The organism is Streptomyces microflavus (assembly GCF_014650075.1).
Classification (GTDB): domain Bacteria; phylum Actinomycetota; class Actinomycetes; order Streptomycetales; family Streptomycetaceae; genus Streptomyces; species Streptomyces microflavus.
The window spans coordinates 1-15,048 of record NZ_BMUG01000014.1 but is presented as its reverse complement, the minus strand read 5'-3'; the positions used below and the strand labels follow the sequence as shown (position 1 = coordinate 15,048).

Sequence of the window (15,048 nt, the reverse complement as noted above, 5' to 3'; positions counted from 1 at the left end):
CTGAATGCGATGATCCTCGTGTCGACTCTGATGAATTCATCAATTACGATGGATTCATGGAACGAACCAAGGCTGTTTCCCCGCCCATCGGTCAGGGCCGAGGCGGGCACCAAGGCGTGCTGTTCGCGATGTGTCTGTCGCTGATCGTGGTCGTGGCTTCGGTGTCCGCCCTGAACCTGGCCCTGCCCGAACTCGCCGTCGACCTCGACGCCTCCAACGCGTCGCTCACCTGGATCGCCGACGGCTACACCGTGGCGCTCGCCGCGCTGGTGCTGCCCCTGGGCGCCCTGGGCGACCGGATCGGGCGCCGCAAGGTCCTCATCGCCGGGAACGTGCTGTTCGCCGTGGCGGCGGGGTTCGCGGCCTTCGCCTCGACGACCCAGGAGCTCATCGCGTGGCGCGTGGTCATGGGTATCGGTGCCGCCATGATCATGCCGGGCACCCTGTCGACCATCACCTCCGCCTTCCCGCCCGAGCGCAAGGCCAGGGGAGTGGCGATCTGGTCGGGCTTCGCGGCCGCCGGCGCGATCATCGGCATGCTGGTCGCCGGGGGACTGCTGGAGGCCTGGTCATGGAAGTCGATCTTCCTCGTCAGCGCGGCCACCGCCGTCCTCTGCGCCCTCGCGGCAGCCCTGCTCGCACCCGAGACGAAGAGCTCGACGCCCGAGCCGGTGGACTGGAGCGGCACCCTGTTCACCGCCCTGGCGGTGGGCACCCTCGTCTACGGCATCATCGAGGGCAGCGAGCAGGGGTGGACGCGCCCGGAGGTCCTCGCCTCGTTCGCCGTCTCCGCCTTCTCCCTCGTCGCCTACGCGGTGCTGGGGCTGCGCAACTCCCACCCGCTGCTGGACCCGCACCTGTTCGGCCTGCGGGGCTTCCGGGCGGGATCCATCGCCATCCTGACGCAGTTCATGGCCGTCTTCGGATTCTTCTTCGTGGGCCTGCAGTTCCTGCAGCTGATCCTCGGCTACAGCCCCCTCAAGAGCGCCGTGGCCCTCGTTCCCGTGGCCGCCGTCGTCCTGCCCGCCTCCACCCTCACCCCTCGCCTCGTCCAGCGCATCGGCCTCAAGTTCGTGATGTCGGCGGGTCTGTTCCTGCTCGCCGGCGGCATGTTCTGGCTCACCCGCCTCCACGAGGACAGCGGATACACAGCCTTCCTCGTGGGCCTCGTCCTCGCCGGCATCGGCATCGGGCTCACCAGCTCCACCGGCACCAGTGCCATCGTCGGGTCGCTCGGCCCCGACCGCCAGGGCGTGGCATCGGCCATGAACGACACCACCCGCGAGGTCGGAGCGGCCGTCGGCATCGCGGTCATGGGTTCGGTCTTCTCCGACCAGTACCGCTCCGGCCTCCCCGCGCTCACCGGACTGCCCGGCGACGCCGCCGAGGCCGTACGCCACTCGGCGGCCGGAGGACTTGAGGTCGCCTCCCAACTCGGCGCCCAGGGAGCCCCGTTGGCCCAAGCCGTGCGTGACGCCTTCATGTCCGGGTTCACCTCCGCCATGGGTGTCGTCGCGGTCATCCTGGCGCTGGCCGCACTCCTGTGCCTGCTGCGCGCGCCCCGGCACGCCGACGACGCCGCCGAGACCGACGCTACGGACACCGAAGCGACCGGCCCCGACTCCGATCCTGGCACCGAGCCTGACATCAGCCCCGCCCCCGACACCGCCCCGGCCCCCCGCCGGACCCGGACCCGCTGACCTGCCCCCCTTCCGCGCAGCCCGCCGCCCTGCCCGCAGGGCGGCGGCACCCTCGCAGCCACCGCCAGGAGAGACGCCCCGTGCCCATCACCCCGATACTCCGCCCCACGCGCCGCCGCACACTGGTCGCCGGGGGAGTGGCCGCTCTCCTGCTGACGGCACTGGCCGCGGACCGCGTGGCCGCCCACCAGGCCGAGCACCGCACGGCCCGCGCCTTCAGGAGCGCCACCGGTACGGCCGAACTGCCGGACGTCGACGTCCGGGGCTTTCCCGTGCTGCCACAACTGGCCCGGGGCACGATCGACACGGTCGATGTATCCGCCCACGACATCCCGGCCGACTCCGTGAACCGGCCCCTGCCCATCACCCGTCTCGACGTGCGCCTACGGGGCCTGAGCGCGCCGGACGACGGCGGCGCGGCCAGCTCCCGCACCGCCCGGGCCACGGCGTTCCTCTCCTACGGGGACCTTTCGCGGTCCTTGGGGTTCCCCATCACGCAGGGCCGGGAACCCGGATCCGTACAGGCAGACCTGGACCTGCCCTTCGGCGGGACCCCCTTGACCCTCGTCGCGACCCCGAGGCCCGGACCGGGGAACAGCATCACCTTCGCCGACGCCCACCTGGTCGGAGGCGACCACCCGGCGGCGGCCGATGCGCTGCTGGAGCGGGCCTTTCGCGACGCGATCCCGCTGAAGAACGTGCCGGGGGACCTGCATCTGCGCGGCCTCGGCGTCACCTCCACCGGGCTCTCCGCAGGATTCACCGGACAGGACGTCACCTTCCGCCGCGCATAGGCTCCATGGGCCGCCGCGCGGGACGCAGGCCGCGGCGGCCCATGGCTCTCCTCGCTCTCCTCAGAGGGCCGGGCCGAAACGGGGGAAGAGCCGCACGGCGTTCTCGTCCCGCAGCCTCCTCATCTGCGGCGGGGTCAGCACCTTGCTCGCGGCCAGGTCCGCGGCCAGCGCCTCGACCACCCAGTCGGGGGTGAACGGGAAGTCGCTCCCGTACAGCGTGTGTTCGTCGTCGGTGAGCCCGAGCAGCGCGGGCAGGGCCCGGGGCGAGGAGAACCCGGCGACATCGAAGTAGAGACGGCGCAGCGAACTGATCGCGTCGACGGCCGCCGCCCCCTGCTGCATCATCGCGAACGCGGCGATCCGGTCGGCCAGGACCGGCAGGGCCGCACCCGCGTGCGGGACGACGAAGGAGATGCGCGGGTAACGGTCCACGGTGCCGCCGAGGATCAGGTTGGTCACCGCTCGGGTGGTCTCGAAGGGGAACTCCAGCATCGGGCGCGGGTACCCCATCGCCGTCGCCTCCCAGCACACCGGAGAGGTCGGGTGCAGGCACACCACCGCCGCCCGCTCGTCCAGTACCGCCATCAGCGGCTCGTACACCGGGTCCCCGAGATGGCGGCCCGCGTACTGGGTCAGGAGGATGATGCCGTCCGCCCCCAGTTCCCCCAGGGCCCGCTCGGCCTCCGACACCGCCGCCACCACGTCGGGCAGGGGGAGGCTCGCCATCAGGCCGAACCGTCCGGGGTGCTCGGCGACCAGCGCCGCCCCCTCGTCGTTGACCGACCGGGCCAGGCGGACCGCAGCGCCGTCGTCCCCGAAGTGCACACCGGGCGAGGAGACGGAGAGCAGGGCCGCCCGGACACCCGTCCCGTCCATGAGCCGCAGCGCGCTCTGCGGACTCCACTCGGGGACGGTCGGCATGCCGTCGGGATGTTCCACCCCGGCGTCCCGCATGGCCATGCGCAGCGTGCTCGTGACGAAGTGGGCGTGTACGTCGATCGCGCCGCCGAGCGCCCCCGATGCAGCGTCGGTTGTGTGCATGGTTCCTGCCTCCACCTGGGCCACCGAGTGGCCGTTGAATGATGAAAGCATCACATTCGATTATGAGATCAGTCAATGTGCGGGGAGTGCCTCCTGCTCGTGGCTGCCCCGGCCCTTACGGACGGGCGTCGGCCCGGAGCCCTCGCAGACAGACGTCGGCCCGGCCACGGAGCCGTACTCCGTGGCCGGGCCGACGCGCCGTGGTCAGCCGTTGAACGTGTCCGGGTCGGGCCCGGTGCGCTCGTTACGGTTCAGGGCGGAGATCTCACCGATGTCACCTTCGGTGAGCTCGAAGTCGAAGAGCTCGAAGTTCTCCTCGATCCGCTTCCGCGTCACCGACTTGGGGAAGATGATGTCCCCGCGCTGCAGGTGCCAGCGCAGCGTCACCTGCGCGGTCGACTTGCCCACGCGCTCGGCGATGCGGGTGATCGCCGGGTCGGAAAGGACCTTGCCCTGGGCGATGGGCGACCACGCCTCCGTGGCGATGTCGTGCTCCGCGCCGAAGGCCCGTACCTCCTCCTGGGTGAGGTAGGGGTGCACCTCGACCTGATTGACGGCGGGCACCACCGTGCTGCCCGCCAGGAGCCGCCGCAGGTGGTTCGGCTGGAAGTTGGAGACCCCGATCGCCTTGGTCCGCCCGGACCGGTAGATCTCCTCCAGGGCCTTCCAGGTCTCCACGAAGTCCCCCGAACCCGGCAGGGGCCAGTGGATCAGGAAGAGGTCCAGGTACTCGAGACCGAGCTCCTCCATGGTGCGGTCGAACGCCCGGAGGGCATCGTCGTGCTGGTGCGCGTCATTGTTCAGCTTGCTGGTCACGAAGACGTCGGCGCGGTTGAGACCGGAGTCCCGGACCGCCTGGCCGACCTCCCGTTCGTTGCCGTACATCTCCGCCGTGTCGATGTGCCGGTATCCGGTCTCCAGGGCGGCCAGCGTGGTCTCGCGGGTCTCCTCCGGCGGGATCTGGAACGTCCCGAAGCCGAGCTGGGGGATCGTCACACCGTTGTTGAGGGTGATGTCGGGTACTGCGGGCACGGTTACTCCTCTTTGTTGTCGATGCCTCGGAAGGCGGCGAGAGATGTGTACGGGATGGCCGGTCGTACGGCTCCGTCTGCGGCCGGGTACGCCGGGCCGGTCGGAATCGCACTCCAGGGGCGGGCGCGGCAGAGCCAGGGGCTCCTCAGCCCGCGATGCCGCTCAGTTCGGCATCGGGAGGCAGCACACGAACGAGCTTGCGGTTGACGAACTCCTGCATGCCGAGCTTCGAGAGCTCCCGCCCGTAGCCGGAGCGCTTGATCCCGCCGAACGGCAGATCGGGCTGGGTCGAGGTCGGGTGGTTGACCCAGACCATGCCGGTCTCCACCCGCTCGGCCACCCTGCGGCCACGCTCCACGTCCGCGCAGAAGACGGACCCGCCCAGGCCGTACTGGCTGTCGTTGGCGAGAGCGATCGCCTCGTCCTCGTCCTGGACCCGGTAGATCACCGCGGCGGGGCCGAAGAGCTCCTCCGCGTACGCGCGCATGCCCGGCTTGACGCCGGTGAGGATCGTCGGCTGTACGAACGCACCGGGACGGTCTATCCGGCCGCCGCCGATGACCAGCTCGGCGCCCTGCTCCACCGTCTCGCGGATCTGCTCGGCGAGGCCGGAAGCCGCCTGCTCGGAGGAGAGCGGCCCCAGCGTCGTGGCCTCGTCGGACGGATCGCCGGGTTCCAGGCCCTCGAACGCGCGCCGCATCCCTTCGACGAAGTCGTCGTAGACGTCCGCCAGCACGATGAACCGCTTCGACGCCACACAGCTCTGCCCGGTGTTGGCCATCCGGCCTGCCACCGCGGCACCCACCGTACGTTCCAGACCCTCACCGTCCAGAACGATGAAGACATCGCTGCCGCCCAGCTCCAGCAGGCTGGGCTTCATGTTCCGGCCGGCCCGTTCGGCGACCTGGGCCCCCGCGCGTTCGCTGCCGGTCAGGGACGCCCCCTTCACCACGGGGCTGTCGATGATGCGGGAGATCTCGTCGTGGCTCACGAACAGGTTCGTGTAGACACCCTCCGGCGCGCCCGCGTCGCGGAACAGCACCTCCAGTGCGAGCGCCGACTGCGGGCAGATCCCGGCGTGCTTGACCAGAACGGTGTTGCCCAGCACCAGATTGGGCCCGGCGAAGCGCACCACCTGGTAGAGCGGGAAGTTCCACGGCATGACGCCGAGCAGGACCCCGAGCGGCTCGTTGACGAGGTACGCCTCACCCTCCTCGACGTCGAGCGGCTCGCGGGCCGTGAATCCGGGTCCGTGCTCCGCGTAGTACGCCAGGATCGACGCGGCGAGGTCCACCTCCCCGCGGGCTTCGGAGATCAGCTTGCCCATCTCCAGGGTGATCAGGCGGGCCAAGGTCTCCTTGCGCTCCCTCATCAGCCCGGCGACGCGCCCGACGAGCTCGGCACGCTCCTCGACGGTCCGCTTCCGCCACGTGTCGAAGGCGCCGCCCGCGGTCTCCAGGACGGCGTCGACCTCCGCGCCCTCGATGGCCGGGAACTCCGCGAGGGTCTCCCCGGTGTACGGATTGACGGTGGCGAACGGACTCTTGCGCTGCTCTGACATGAATTCTCCAGAACGACGGTTGATGCGGTGAGGCGGAACGCTGCGTTCCGCCTCACTGCGGGGTACCCGACTGAGCGCGCAGGAAACTACCTAAAACCATCTATATAGCCAGTAATCGCTTACGTGGCGTTACGGAGTGCTGCTCTCTTCGCTCCTGCCCTCGCGTTCGGCACTCAAGGGCCCGCCGGTGGGGGACCCCTCAGCCGAGGGCGCCGACCAGCAGGGCGAAGGCGGCGATGATGACGGCGACGCGGACGTAGTGGAAGCGGTCCCAGCGGTTCATCTGCTGCTTCCAGTCGGCGGGGAGGCCGTCGGCGGTCCACGTCTTGACCCGGTTGTTGATCGGGACGAGCAGCAGGACCGACATGATGACGCTGAGGATCAGCAGCGCGGCGGCGGTGACGACGAGGCCGGCGCCGTGGTGGTGCCGTCCGGCGACGGCCCAGACGGCGACGAGGACGAGCGAGCCGATGTACCAGAACGGCATCACGGCGCCGAGCAGCCGGGCCCCGTGGGTGCGGCCGCGCAGGCCGTTGTCGCCGGGGAGGCCGTCGAGGATCGGGTTGACGAAGAAGGCGACGGAGAACTCCACCCCCACCATGACGCCGACGACAACGGTGGTGAAGACCTCGAGTGCACTGAGCATGATGACCCCTCCTACTTTCTAGCGTTGCTAGGTGTTGGTTCAACGCTAGCCCTACTGCCGCTCGATTGTCTAGCGGTGCTAGGATTTCCTCATGTCGGTACAGGAACGCAAAGAGCGCGAACGGGCGGGCAGGCAGCGCCTCATCGTGGCGACGGCTCGCGAACTCGCCGAGGAGCAGGGCTGGGACGCGGTGACCACCCGCCGGCTGGCCGAGCGCATCGAGTACAGCCAGCCCGTCCTCTACAGCCACTTTCGCGGCAAGCGCGAAATCATCGGCGCCGTCGCCCTCGAGGGCGCCACCGAGATGGCCGCGGCGGTTCGGGCCGCCGCCTCCGCCGCGGCCACCCCGCGCGCCCGGGTCACCGCCCTCGCCCTCGCCTACCTCGACTTCGCCGAACGCCACCCGGCCGTCTACGACGCCATGTTCCAGCTCGACGGCGGCCTGGCCTTCGCCCAGGAGGACACCCCGGAGCCCCTGAAGGACGCCTTCGCCGCCCTGCTGGAGAGCCTGGGCGAGGTCGCCGGGGACGGCGTCCACCCGGCGCTGTTCACCGAGGTGTTCTGGGCCGCCCTGCACGGTCTGGCGACCCTGACCCGGGCGGGACGGCTGCCGCCCGGGGATGCGGAGCGGCGGGTGGAGCTGCTGGTGGACCGGCTCGCCGCCGTCTGACGCACGGACGGGGGCTCACGGACACGGCAATTTCCCGGGATCTTGGAAGTCCGTTCCGAACGCAGTGCCGAACAGGCCCTGCAGTGCCTCATGATGGGGCGGCCATGGTGACCGCCGCGACCCCTGCCGAATGCTCCGCCCGACAGCTCAGGGCCGGAGCGGCGGTGGCGGCTGCCCGGTCCCTGGTGTTCGTGGTGACCAGTACCGGACTCGCTGTCTGCGCTCACCATCTGGCGTCCGGACAAGCGGTCCCAGGGCACGCCGTGCTCCTTGCGGGCGGGATGCTGTTCCTCCTCGCGCTTCCTCTCGTCCTTCTCGCTCCTCATTTCGCCCGGCGTGCTGGAACTCTGCCCGCGGTGGTCGTGGTCACGGGCGTGGGACAGGCCGCACTGCACCGGTTCTTCGGGGCCGTACAGAGCGGCACGACCGCCATGCAGCCCGTGACGCACCAGCACGACACCGGGCTCGGCGCCGACCCCGCATGGCACGCGGGCCATCACCACGCCGTGGCGATGGCGGCCGGACACGCGATCGCGTCGCTCCTGGTGGGCTGGTGCCTCCAGCGTGCGGACAGCGCGTGCCAGTCGGTCGCGCACCACCTGGACCACACGCTGGACCGATGGTTCGGGCACCTGGTCCCAGGACGCCCGTTTCCGGGACGGCAGCTCGGTGCGGGCCCGCTACGGGCGTGGTCCTGGCCATCGCCGTACAACCGCACAGTGCTCAACCACACGGTGGTACGCCGGGGACCTCCCGCGACGATCTGACGCTCGCCGCTCTTCCCCCCCGGGGCCCGCTTCAGCGTGCCCCCACGCCGTCACACCCCCTGGGAGATCCCTGTGTCCACCCCTGCACGCGCCCGAACCGCCCGCCGGAGCGCCGGAGTCGCCGCCGCCGCGATTACGGCGTGCCTCGTTCTCGCCTCGCCGGCGTCCGCTCATGTGGAGGTCGAGTCCGATGGCGCCCGTGCGCTCGCCGAGAACGCCACGCTGAGCTTCAGCGCCGCGACCGAGTCCGCCTCCGCGGGCATCAACAAGCTGGAGGTGTTCCTCCCCAAGGGCATCACCCCGGCCGACGTCACCTACGAAGAAGGCCCCGAGGGCTGGAAGTTCACCGCGACCAAGGAGGGCTTCACCGTTTCGGGCCCGGCCATGGCCGTCGGCGAGGACGCCGCGTACTCCGTTGTCGTTCGGCAGTTGCCGGACGCGAAGTCGCTGGTGTTCAAGACCCTCCAGTCCTATGACGACGGCCGGGTCGACCGCTGGATCGAGGTGGAGAAGCCGACCGGCGGCGGACACGGACACTCCGCGCCCGTGCTCGAGCTCAAGGAAGCCGCCCCCGGCGCCGAGCTGCTCACCCCCAGCCCCAGTGCGAGTTCCGCCCCGGCGGCACCCTCGCCCTCCAGCCCGCCCGCCTCGGAGACCGCGGCCGCCGAGCCGGCGCCGTCGGGCAGCGCGACGGCCACGAAGGAAGAGGCCGGCTCGTCGCTCGCCCTGCCGATCGGTGTCGCCGTAGCCGTCGTGGCGCTGGCGGGCGGTCTGTGGTGGTTCCTCAAGCGCCGCGGCACCGGCACCGCCTGACCCACGCGCCCCACGGCCCCCGCCCCGGGGCCGTGGAGTGCCCACCCGCCCGCGCCTTCACCCCGTCCGGGCATCCCCGTCATCGACGGGGATGCCCAGCCGACCGGCCAGGGTGGTGAGGGCCGCCCCCAGCGGGAGCGCGATACGGGTGACGGCGTGGCGGTCGCCCCGGGTCGGATCCCTGTTGACGATCAGCACCGGATGTCCGGCCTGGGCTGCCTGGCGGACGAACCGGAGACCGGACATCACCGTCAGCGAGGAGCCGAGGACGAGCAGCGTGGACGCCTCGCGGACCAGCGCGCGGCAGTGCTCGACCCGCTCAGGGGGCACGGCCTCCCCGAAGAACACCACATCGGGTTTGAGGACGCCGCCGCAGACGGTGCACGGGACCACGCGGAAGTCCCCGACCTGCTCGTCGGTGAGGTCGGCGTCCCCGTCCGGGTTGATGGCTGCGGCCACCGGCGCGAAGCCCTCGTTGGCCTCCTCCAGCCGCCGGGCGAGCTCACGGCGCGGGCTGAGGGTGCCGCAGGAGAGGCAGACCACCCGGCCCAGATTTCCGTGAAGTTCCACGACGTCTTCGCTGCCGGCGGCCTGGTGCAGACCGTCGACGTTCTGGGTGATCACCCCCGAGAGCATGCCGTGCCGCTCGAACGCGGCGACGGCCCGGTGGCCGTCGTTGGGGCGGGCTCTGCCGAAAGTGCGCCAGCCGAGATGGCTGCGCGCCCAGTACCTGCGACGGGCCTGGGCGTCGGCGGTGAAGTCCTGGTACGTCATCGGGGTGTGCCGGCTCAGACTCCCGCCCTCCCCCCGGTAGTCGGGGATGCCCGACTCGGTGGAGATGCCCGCCCCGCTCAGCACCAGCACACCGCCACTGCTCAGCGCGTCGGCGACCGGCTCCAGATCGGTGGTGCCCGGTGAGAGCTCCTCGGTGGGGGTCCAGCTCAGAGTGGGGCGCATGCGCATGCCCCCAGGGTACGTAACAGGCCGCTGACACCCGGCTCCGCCACCGATAGCGCCACGGCCGCCCGAGAGCGATGCCCCTGTCCCGTGCCCAGGGGAGCAGGCGCTATCCAGCCACGGCTGCGGGTGCCTTGTACCGGCCGGTACGGGAGGGGGCTGCCGACCCGCGGTCGGGCACAGGTGCGTTTCCGGCCTACCTCGAATGACAGGAGCATGACGAATGCCTCTGGATGGGCATAGGTTCTGCGGCTCCGGAGGTTCGGCAACCGGCCCTTCGGCCGGGCCTGTTCGCAGCAACCGTCCTCCCGCACTGACGGTCCCGCCCGGGACCGAACCCCCCATGAGTGAAGGGACAGCAATGCTGGATTCGATATGGCTGAAGGCGGCCGGTATCGCCGCAGCAGTCACCCTGACCACGGTCACGGCGGCGAACGCCACGCCGGCGCCGACTCCGCGCGCCGCCGAGAGCACAGCAGCGGTGGTGACAATCCGTTACGACGACAGTCGTGCGGGCGGCTGGGAGGCGGCGATCGCGGCAGGGGTCGCCTCGTGGAACTCGAACGTCGACAACGTCAAGCTGGTCGAGGCCGCGCCCGGCACGCGCGCCGAGATCCAGATCGTGGCCACCAGCGGCTGGCCGCAGGCCACGCTCGGCCCGGTGCGCCCGGGCGGCCAGGTCCGGGTGGAACTGGGCAGCCAGGCGGTCACCCAGGGCCATGACAAGACCCGTATCGCCGCCCACGAGATCGGCCACAGCCTGGGCCTGCCGGACACCAAGCCCGGCCCGTGCTCCCAGCTGATGTCCGGCTCCAGCGCCGGTACCAGCTGCCGGAACGCGGTCCCGAACGCGACCGAGCAGTCCCGCGTCGAATCCTTCTACGCCAACGGCTTCGCCTCACGCATCCCCGCTGACGGACGGGTCCTGGTGGACGCGTCGTAACGCCTCGCACAGCGAGCGGTGGGTACCCGCCCCCTCCCGAACCGCTCCTCAGTCACTCCGGTCCCCGGACGGCTTCCCGCCGACCCCCGGGAACCGGAGTGCTGGGCGTACACGTTCCGGAGCGTGCTCCCGTACGGGAACGGCACGGGGTTCAGCTGTCCTGCGGGGTGCTCCGGAGCCGCTCCCGCCTGCCGAGTGCGGCCTTCGCGGGGAAGAGGGCGAGCCAGCACCACATGGCCGCTTGCGGGGCGAAGAAGGCGATGGGCACGGAGGCCCCGAATACGACGACCGTCGCACCCAGGTCCGCCGCGGTGTCGCGCCACTCACCCACGGCGCGTACCCCGTGCCGGCCCCTCAGCGTCGCGAACATGGCGAGCTGCAGCAGATCGATGAGGCAGATGGTCGCGGCGTACATCGCCACTGCCAACGGCTCGCGGGCCCCGTACTCGGCGAGGATGGACGTGGGGAACGGAACCAGGGCGATCATGCCGAGCACCGCGAGGGCCAGATGCTGGGGAAGACCGCCCGTCTTCGCGGACATCAGCAGGATCTGACGCTGGTCACGCCAGAAGATGCACAGGATGAGAAAGCTCAACGCGTAGGCGGCGAGCTGGGGAGCGGTCTCACGCAGCGCGTCGTGGAACTGCTCGGAGTCCAGATCGGGCGCGACCCTGACTTCGAGGGCGAGGAGCGTCATGGCGATCGCGAAGATGCCGTCGGACAACGTGATCAGACGGTCGGGGCGTGCTGATGAAGGGCTGCCGTTACTCACCCGGTTCACCCTGGCCCCTCGCCCGCAGGCGCACGCGAATTGCTCCGACTGCGGGCACGCCGCTCTCCACCACTGATGACGGCCGGGACCACGGCTCCGGAGCCACGACCGACAGCTCCGCCCTGGCCACGGGCCCCGCCGATGGACCGCAGCTGCCCGCCCGGAGCGTCAACTTCCCCAGCTGCCGATTCACCCTGTGCGGAGGTGGGGACGGCAGGGCGCGGTGAGCTTCAGGCCATGACAGGGGTGGAGGGAAGAGCGATGTGAGGCGAGTGGGGCGGGAGCGTTCCGACGGCGGTGGAGGGGCCGGGGGAACGACCGGGAACCGCGGCGCAAACGCGTGGCGCGGGGTTGGCCGACGACCACTCGAAGTCGCTTTACGTAACGAGTCGAATGCGTTGAGCTACTGCCTGTTCGGTCCCGCTACGGCGCATGGAGGTACGTGCCGACCGGCGGTGCACTCCAAGAGCATCGACTTGAGGGGAAGACCCATGTCCACACCTTCTGCTCCACTCCGCGTCGCCCTGGCCAACGGCAGTTTCGAAGAGCCCGTGGTGACCGGAGTGGAGATCCTGCCGGACTCCTCACAGACCCAGGCCGCCAAGCGCGTCCCGGGCTGGCTGACCACCGCTACCGATCACAGGATCGAGCTGTGGCGCTCGGGCTTCAACGGGGTGCCGTCGGCCCACGGCGCCCAGTTCGCCGAACTCAACGCGAATCAGGTGTCCACGCTCTACCAGGACCTGCCGAGCACTCCCGGTACGACGTTGTACTGGCGGCTCTACCACCGCGGCCGCCAGGGGAACGACACCATGGCGCTGGACATCGGTGCGCCCGGCTCCGCGGTGGAGCAGCGGCGATTCACCGACGGCACGACCGCCTGGGGCTACTACACGGGCACCTACACCGTTCCGGTGGGCCAGGTGCTGACTCGTTTCGCGTTCCGCTCCATCTCGGCCGCCGGTGGCAATCAGGGCATCGGGAACTTCCTGGACGGCATCTTCTTCGGCACGGCCCCCTACGTGGAACTCACCAAGACCGCGGTTCCCACGGGGCCACTGGAGGTGGGGGACACCGTCACCTACCGGGTCACCGCCAAGAACGAGGGCGGGGGAGCGGCCGAGAGCCTCGTCCTGACCGACGTCATCCCGCAGGGGACGACGTATCTGCCCGGTTCCCTGCGCGTCGTGGACGGTCCGAACGCCGGGACGAAGAGCGACGCGCAGGGCGACGACCAGGCGTACTACGACGCTGCTGACGAGAAGGTCGTCTTCCATCTCGGCAACGGCGCTTCGGGAGTCTCGGGCGGCAGCCTGCCCAACACCGAGACCCTGCCGGCAGGGACCACCGTGGAGTACCGGGTCGTCATCTCCCGGGAAAGCGGCGGCAGTCAGATCAGCAACACGGCGACCGCCTCCTACGAGAACCGGCTCGGGGACACACCGCAGCCACTGACGTCCACCTCCAACGAGCAGATCACCCAGGTCAAGCCGGCCGCCGACCTGACCGTGACGAAGGCGGCCGACGCCACGACGGTCACCGTCGGCCAGACGGTCACGTACCGCATCACGGTGAGCAACACCGGCCCGAACCCGGCCACCGGGGTCTCCGTCAACGACCCACTCCCCGGCGGCCTCACCTTCCTGTCCGCCTACGGAACCCAGGGCGGCTACGACCCAACGACCGGCCACTGGGCCGTGGGCGACCTGGCCGACGGCGCCACTGCCACGCTCGTGCTGCGGGCCAAGGCCACCAGGCCGGGCCCGATCGCCAACACCGCGACGGTCACCGGCCAGGAGAAGGATCCCGACGTCACGAACAACACCGACACCGTCACCGTCTGCGTGGAACGGGCGCCTTCCTGCTGCGACCCGTGCTCCAGTGGAACTTAGTACTGCAACGGCGTTTGGTGTGACTGGTGGTCGGGACAGTCGTTGATCCGAATATGGGTGGGGAACTCGGTGAGGTCAGGGCGTGGGCAGCGGGTCTGGGCGAGTTGCATGAGCGGTTCGTGCACCGATTCGCTCGGTCGGAGCCGCGGGAGTCGGCGCTGGCTTACATGCAGGGGCTGATCGCTCCGTTGGAGCGGAAGAACGGTTGGACGCTGGCGGAGGAGGCCGGCCACGCGGCTCCTGATCGGATGCACCGGCTGCTGAACCGGTGCGACTGGGACGCCGATGAGGTCCTGGACGACGTTCGCGACTACGTCGTGGAGCATCTCGGTGACCCGGACGCCGTGCTGATCGTGGACGACACGGGCTTCCTGAAGAAGGGGGTCCGCTCTGCCGGGGTGCAACGGCAGTACTCCGGGACGGCGGGTCGGACGGAGAACTGCCAGGTCGGGGTCTTCCTCGCCTATGCCGGCGCTCGTGGCCGCACACTGATCGACCGCCGCCTGTATCTGCCCACGTCATGGACCGATGACCGGGAACGATGCCGAGCCGCCGGCATTGACGACGCGGTCGCCTTCGAGACGAAAGTAGTCACCGCCAAAGCGATGGTCCGCCGGGCCATCACCGACAAGATCCCGTTCCGGTGGGTGACAGCGGACGCCGCCTACGGCTTCTCCAAAGGCTGGCGGACCGAGCTCGAGCGGGCCGATGTCTTCCACGTCATGGCCACCACCCGGCACGACACGGTCGTCACCCGCTGGGCCATGGACCACCCGGTGCACGATCTGTTTCCCGGCCTGTCCCGGCAGAAGTGGAAGCGCCGTTCCTGCGGCAACGGCGCCCACGGGCCACGCGTCTACGACTGGGCCAGGGTCGAAGTCCGGCCCTGGCACCGCGAAGACCGCCGGCACTGGGTCATCGCCCGTCGCAGCGTCAGCCGGCCGAAGGAGATCTCCTACTACATCGCCTACTGCCCCGCCGAGAGCACACTCGATGAGCTGATCCGCGTCGCCGGCAGTCGGTGGGCCGTTGAGGAATGCTTCCAGACCGCCAAACAGGAGTGCGGCCTGGACGACTACCAGGTCCGCCGCTATCCCGGCTGGCACCGCCACATCACCCTGGCCATGGCCGCCCACGCCTGCCTCACCGTCCTGCGGGCCCGCGCGCTCGACACGGAGAAAGCAGAAACGGATCCTCCCAGCTCATCGCCCTGACCCTCCCCGAAATCCGGCGACTGACCACCCGCCTGCCCCGGCCCCGCACCCACCTCATCGCCCATGTCCTGCACTGGTCACACTGGCGCCGCCGACGACAGTTCCAGGCCCAGATCAGCCACTACAAACGACGCGGACACACACCACCAGAAACTGCCCACACGTCACAACAAAGACCGTTGCAGTATTAGAGGTCATCTCATTTGGCGAGTCTGCGGTAGCAGATGAGGGTGCAGGCGATGCTGG

14 protein-coding genes are annotated in these 15,048 nt (G+C 70.1%); 8 read left to right on the top strand and 6 right to left on the bottom strand.

From position 1 onward, the window contains the following. Window positions 1–56 precede the first annotated feature (56 nt). Both IE264_RS32610 and IE264_RS32605 read left to right on the top strand, forming a co-directional pair. Window positions 57–1,700 carry an MFS transporter gene (locus tag IE264_RS32610; RefSeq protein ID WP_078657593.1) on the top strand — a complete coding sequence of 548 codons (1,644 nt, stop codon included), beginning with the start codon at window positions 57–59 and terminating at the stop codon, window positions 1,698–1,700. 80 nt (window positions 1,701–1,780) lie between these two features. After that, window positions 1,781–2,494 (top strand): LmeA family phospholipid-binding protein, encoded by a 714-nt coding sequence (locus tag IE264_RS32605; protein ID WP_158706569.1) that lies wholly within the window; start codon window positions 1,781–1,783, stop codon window positions 2,492–2,494. Between the two features lie 60 nt (window positions 2,495–2,554). Here IE264_RS32605 and IE264_RS32600 read toward each other — a convergent pair whose 3' ends face one another. The 4 genes from IE264_RS32600 to IE264_RS32585 form a co-directional block, all read right to left on the bottom strand. Then, window positions 2,555–3,535 (bottom strand): amidohydrolase family protein, encoded by a 981-nt coding sequence (locus IE264_RS32600; RefSeq protein ID WP_032759546.1) that lies wholly within the window; start codon window positions 3,533–3,535, stop codon window positions 2,555–2,557. Between the two features lie 204 nt (window positions 3,536–3,739). Further along, the gene (locus IE264_RS32595; protein WP_032759545.1) at window positions 3,740–4,567 is read right to left on the bottom strand and encodes an aldo/keto reductase; all 828 of its coding nucleotides are present in this window, start codon (window positions 4,565–4,567) and stop codon (window positions 3,740–3,742) included. Between the two features lie 145 nt (window positions 4,568–4,712). Continuing rightward, on the bottom strand, window positions 4,713–6,128 hold the full coding sequence (locus IE264_RS32590; RefSeq protein ID WP_032759544.1) for an NAD-dependent succinate-semialdehyde dehydrogenase: 1,416 nt from the start codon (window positions 6,126–6,128) through the stop codon (window positions 4,713–4,715). A 199-nt stretch (window positions 6,129–6,327) separates the two neighbouring features. Then, entirely contained in the window at window positions 6,328–6,774 is a 447-nt protein-coding gene (locus IE264_RS32585; RefSeq protein ID WP_032759543.1) for an anthrone oxygenase family protein, read from the bottom strand. A 91-nt stretch (window positions 6,775–6,865) separates the two neighbouring features. On the opposite strand from IE264_RS32585, the gene IE264_RS32580 reads away from it, so the two are divergent. The 3 genes from IE264_RS32580 (at window position 6,866) to IE264_RS32570 (ending at window position 9,024) form a co-directional block, all read left to right on the top strand. After that, complete coding sequence (locus IE264_RS32580; protein ID WP_032759542.1) at window positions 6,866–7,444, top strand: TetR/AcrR family transcriptional regulator; 579 nt, start codon at window positions 6,866–6,868, stop codon at window positions 7,442–7,444. 356 nt (window positions 7,445–7,800) lie between these two features. Further along, window positions 7,801–8,211 carry a hypothetical protein gene (locus IE264_RS32575; protein WP_032759541.1) on the top strand — a complete coding sequence of 137 codons (411 nt, stop codon included), beginning with the start codon at window positions 7,801–7,803 and terminating at the stop codon, window positions 8,209–8,211. A gap of 72 nt (window positions 8,212–8,283) precedes the next feature. Continuing rightward, window positions 8,284–9,024 (top strand): DUF1775 domain-containing protein, encoded by a 741-nt coding sequence (locus IE264_RS32570; protein WP_106973141.1) that lies wholly within the window; start codon window positions 8,284–8,286, stop codon window positions 9,022–9,024. A 57-nt stretch (window positions 9,025–9,081) separates the two neighbouring features. On the opposite strand, the gene IE264_RS32565 is transcribed toward IE264_RS32570, so the two are convergent. Continuing rightward, complete coding sequence (locus tag IE264_RS32565) at window positions 9,082–9,987, bottom strand: NAD-dependent protein deacetylase (RefSeq protein WP_032759540.1); 906 nt, start codon at window positions 9,985–9,987, stop codon at window positions 9,082–9,084. Window positions 9,988–10,342: 355 nt separating this feature from the next. Here IE264_RS32565 and IE264_RS32560 point away from each other — a divergent pair, with 355 nt between their 5' ends. Then, a complete protein-coding gene (locus IE264_RS32560; RefSeq protein WP_032759539.1) occupies window positions 10,343–10,924 on the top strand; it encodes a snapalysin family zinc-dependent metalloprotease in 582 nt (193 codons plus the stop codon). A gap of 151 nt (window positions 10,925–11,075) precedes the next feature. Here the strand turns inward: IE264_RS32560 and IE264_RS32555 are convergent, their stop codons facing one another. Continuing rightward, complete coding sequence (locus IE264_RS32555; protein ID WP_032759538.1) at window positions 11,076–11,705, bottom strand: TMEM175 family protein; 630 nt, start codon at window positions 11,703–11,705, stop codon at window positions 11,076–11,078. A gap of 482 nt (window positions 11,706–12,187) precedes the next feature. On the opposite strand from IE264_RS32555, the gene IE264_RS32550 reads away from it, so the two are divergent. Together IE264_RS32550 and IE264_RS32545 are read left to right on the top strand one after the other, a co-directional pair. Next, the gene (locus IE264_RS32550) at window positions 12,188–13,588 is read left to right on the top strand and encodes an isopeptide-forming domain-containing fimbrial protein (protein WP_190167746.1); all 1,401 of its coding nucleotides are present in this window, start codon (window positions 12,188–12,190) and stop codon (window positions 13,586–13,588) included. A gap of 53 nt (window positions 13,589–13,641) precedes the next feature. Then, complete coding sequence (locus IE264_RS32545; RefSeq protein ID WP_032759536.1) at window positions 13,642–14,802, top strand: IS701 family transposase; 1,161 nt, start codon at window positions 13,642–13,644, stop codon at window positions 14,800–14,802. Window positions 14,803–15,048: the final 246 nt, after the last annotated feature.

Coding starts and splice junctions, on each gene's coding strand:
- IE264_RS32565 (WP_032759540.1), bottom strand. CDS start 9,987: ATGCGCATGCGCCCCACTCTGAGCTGGACCCCCACCGAGGAGCTCTCA.
- IE264_RS32610 (WP_078657593.1), top strand. CDS start 57: ATGGAACGAACCAAGGCTGTTTCCCCGCCCATCGGTCAGGGCCGAGGC.
- IE264_RS32580 (WP_032759542.1), top strand. CDS start 6,866: ATGTCGGTACAGGAACGCAAAGAGCGCGAACGGGCGGGCAGGCAGCGC.
- IE264_RS32590 (WP_032759544.1), bottom strand. CDS start 6,128: ATGTCAGAGCAGCGCAAGAGTCCGTTCGCCACCGTCAATCCGTACACC.
- IE264_RS32550 (WP_190167746.1), top strand. CDS start 12,188: ATGTCCACACCTTCTGCTCCACTCCGCGTCGCCCTGGCCAACGGCAGT.
- IE264_RS32545 (WP_032759536.1), top strand. CDS start 13,642: ATGGGTGGGGAACTCGGTGAGGTCAGGGCGTGGGCAGCGGGTCTGGGC.
- IE264_RS32585 (WP_032759543.1), bottom strand. CDS start 6,774: ATGCTCAGTGCACTCGAGGTCTTCACCACCGTTGTCGTCGGCGTCATG.
- IE264_RS32560 (WP_032759539.1), top strand. CDS start 10,343: ATGCTGGATTCGATATGGCTGAAGGCGGCCGGTATCGCCGCAGCAGTC.
- IE264_RS32600 (WP_032759546.1), bottom strand. CDS start 3,535: ATGCACACAACCGACGCTGCATCGGGGGCGCTCGGCGGCGCGATCGAC.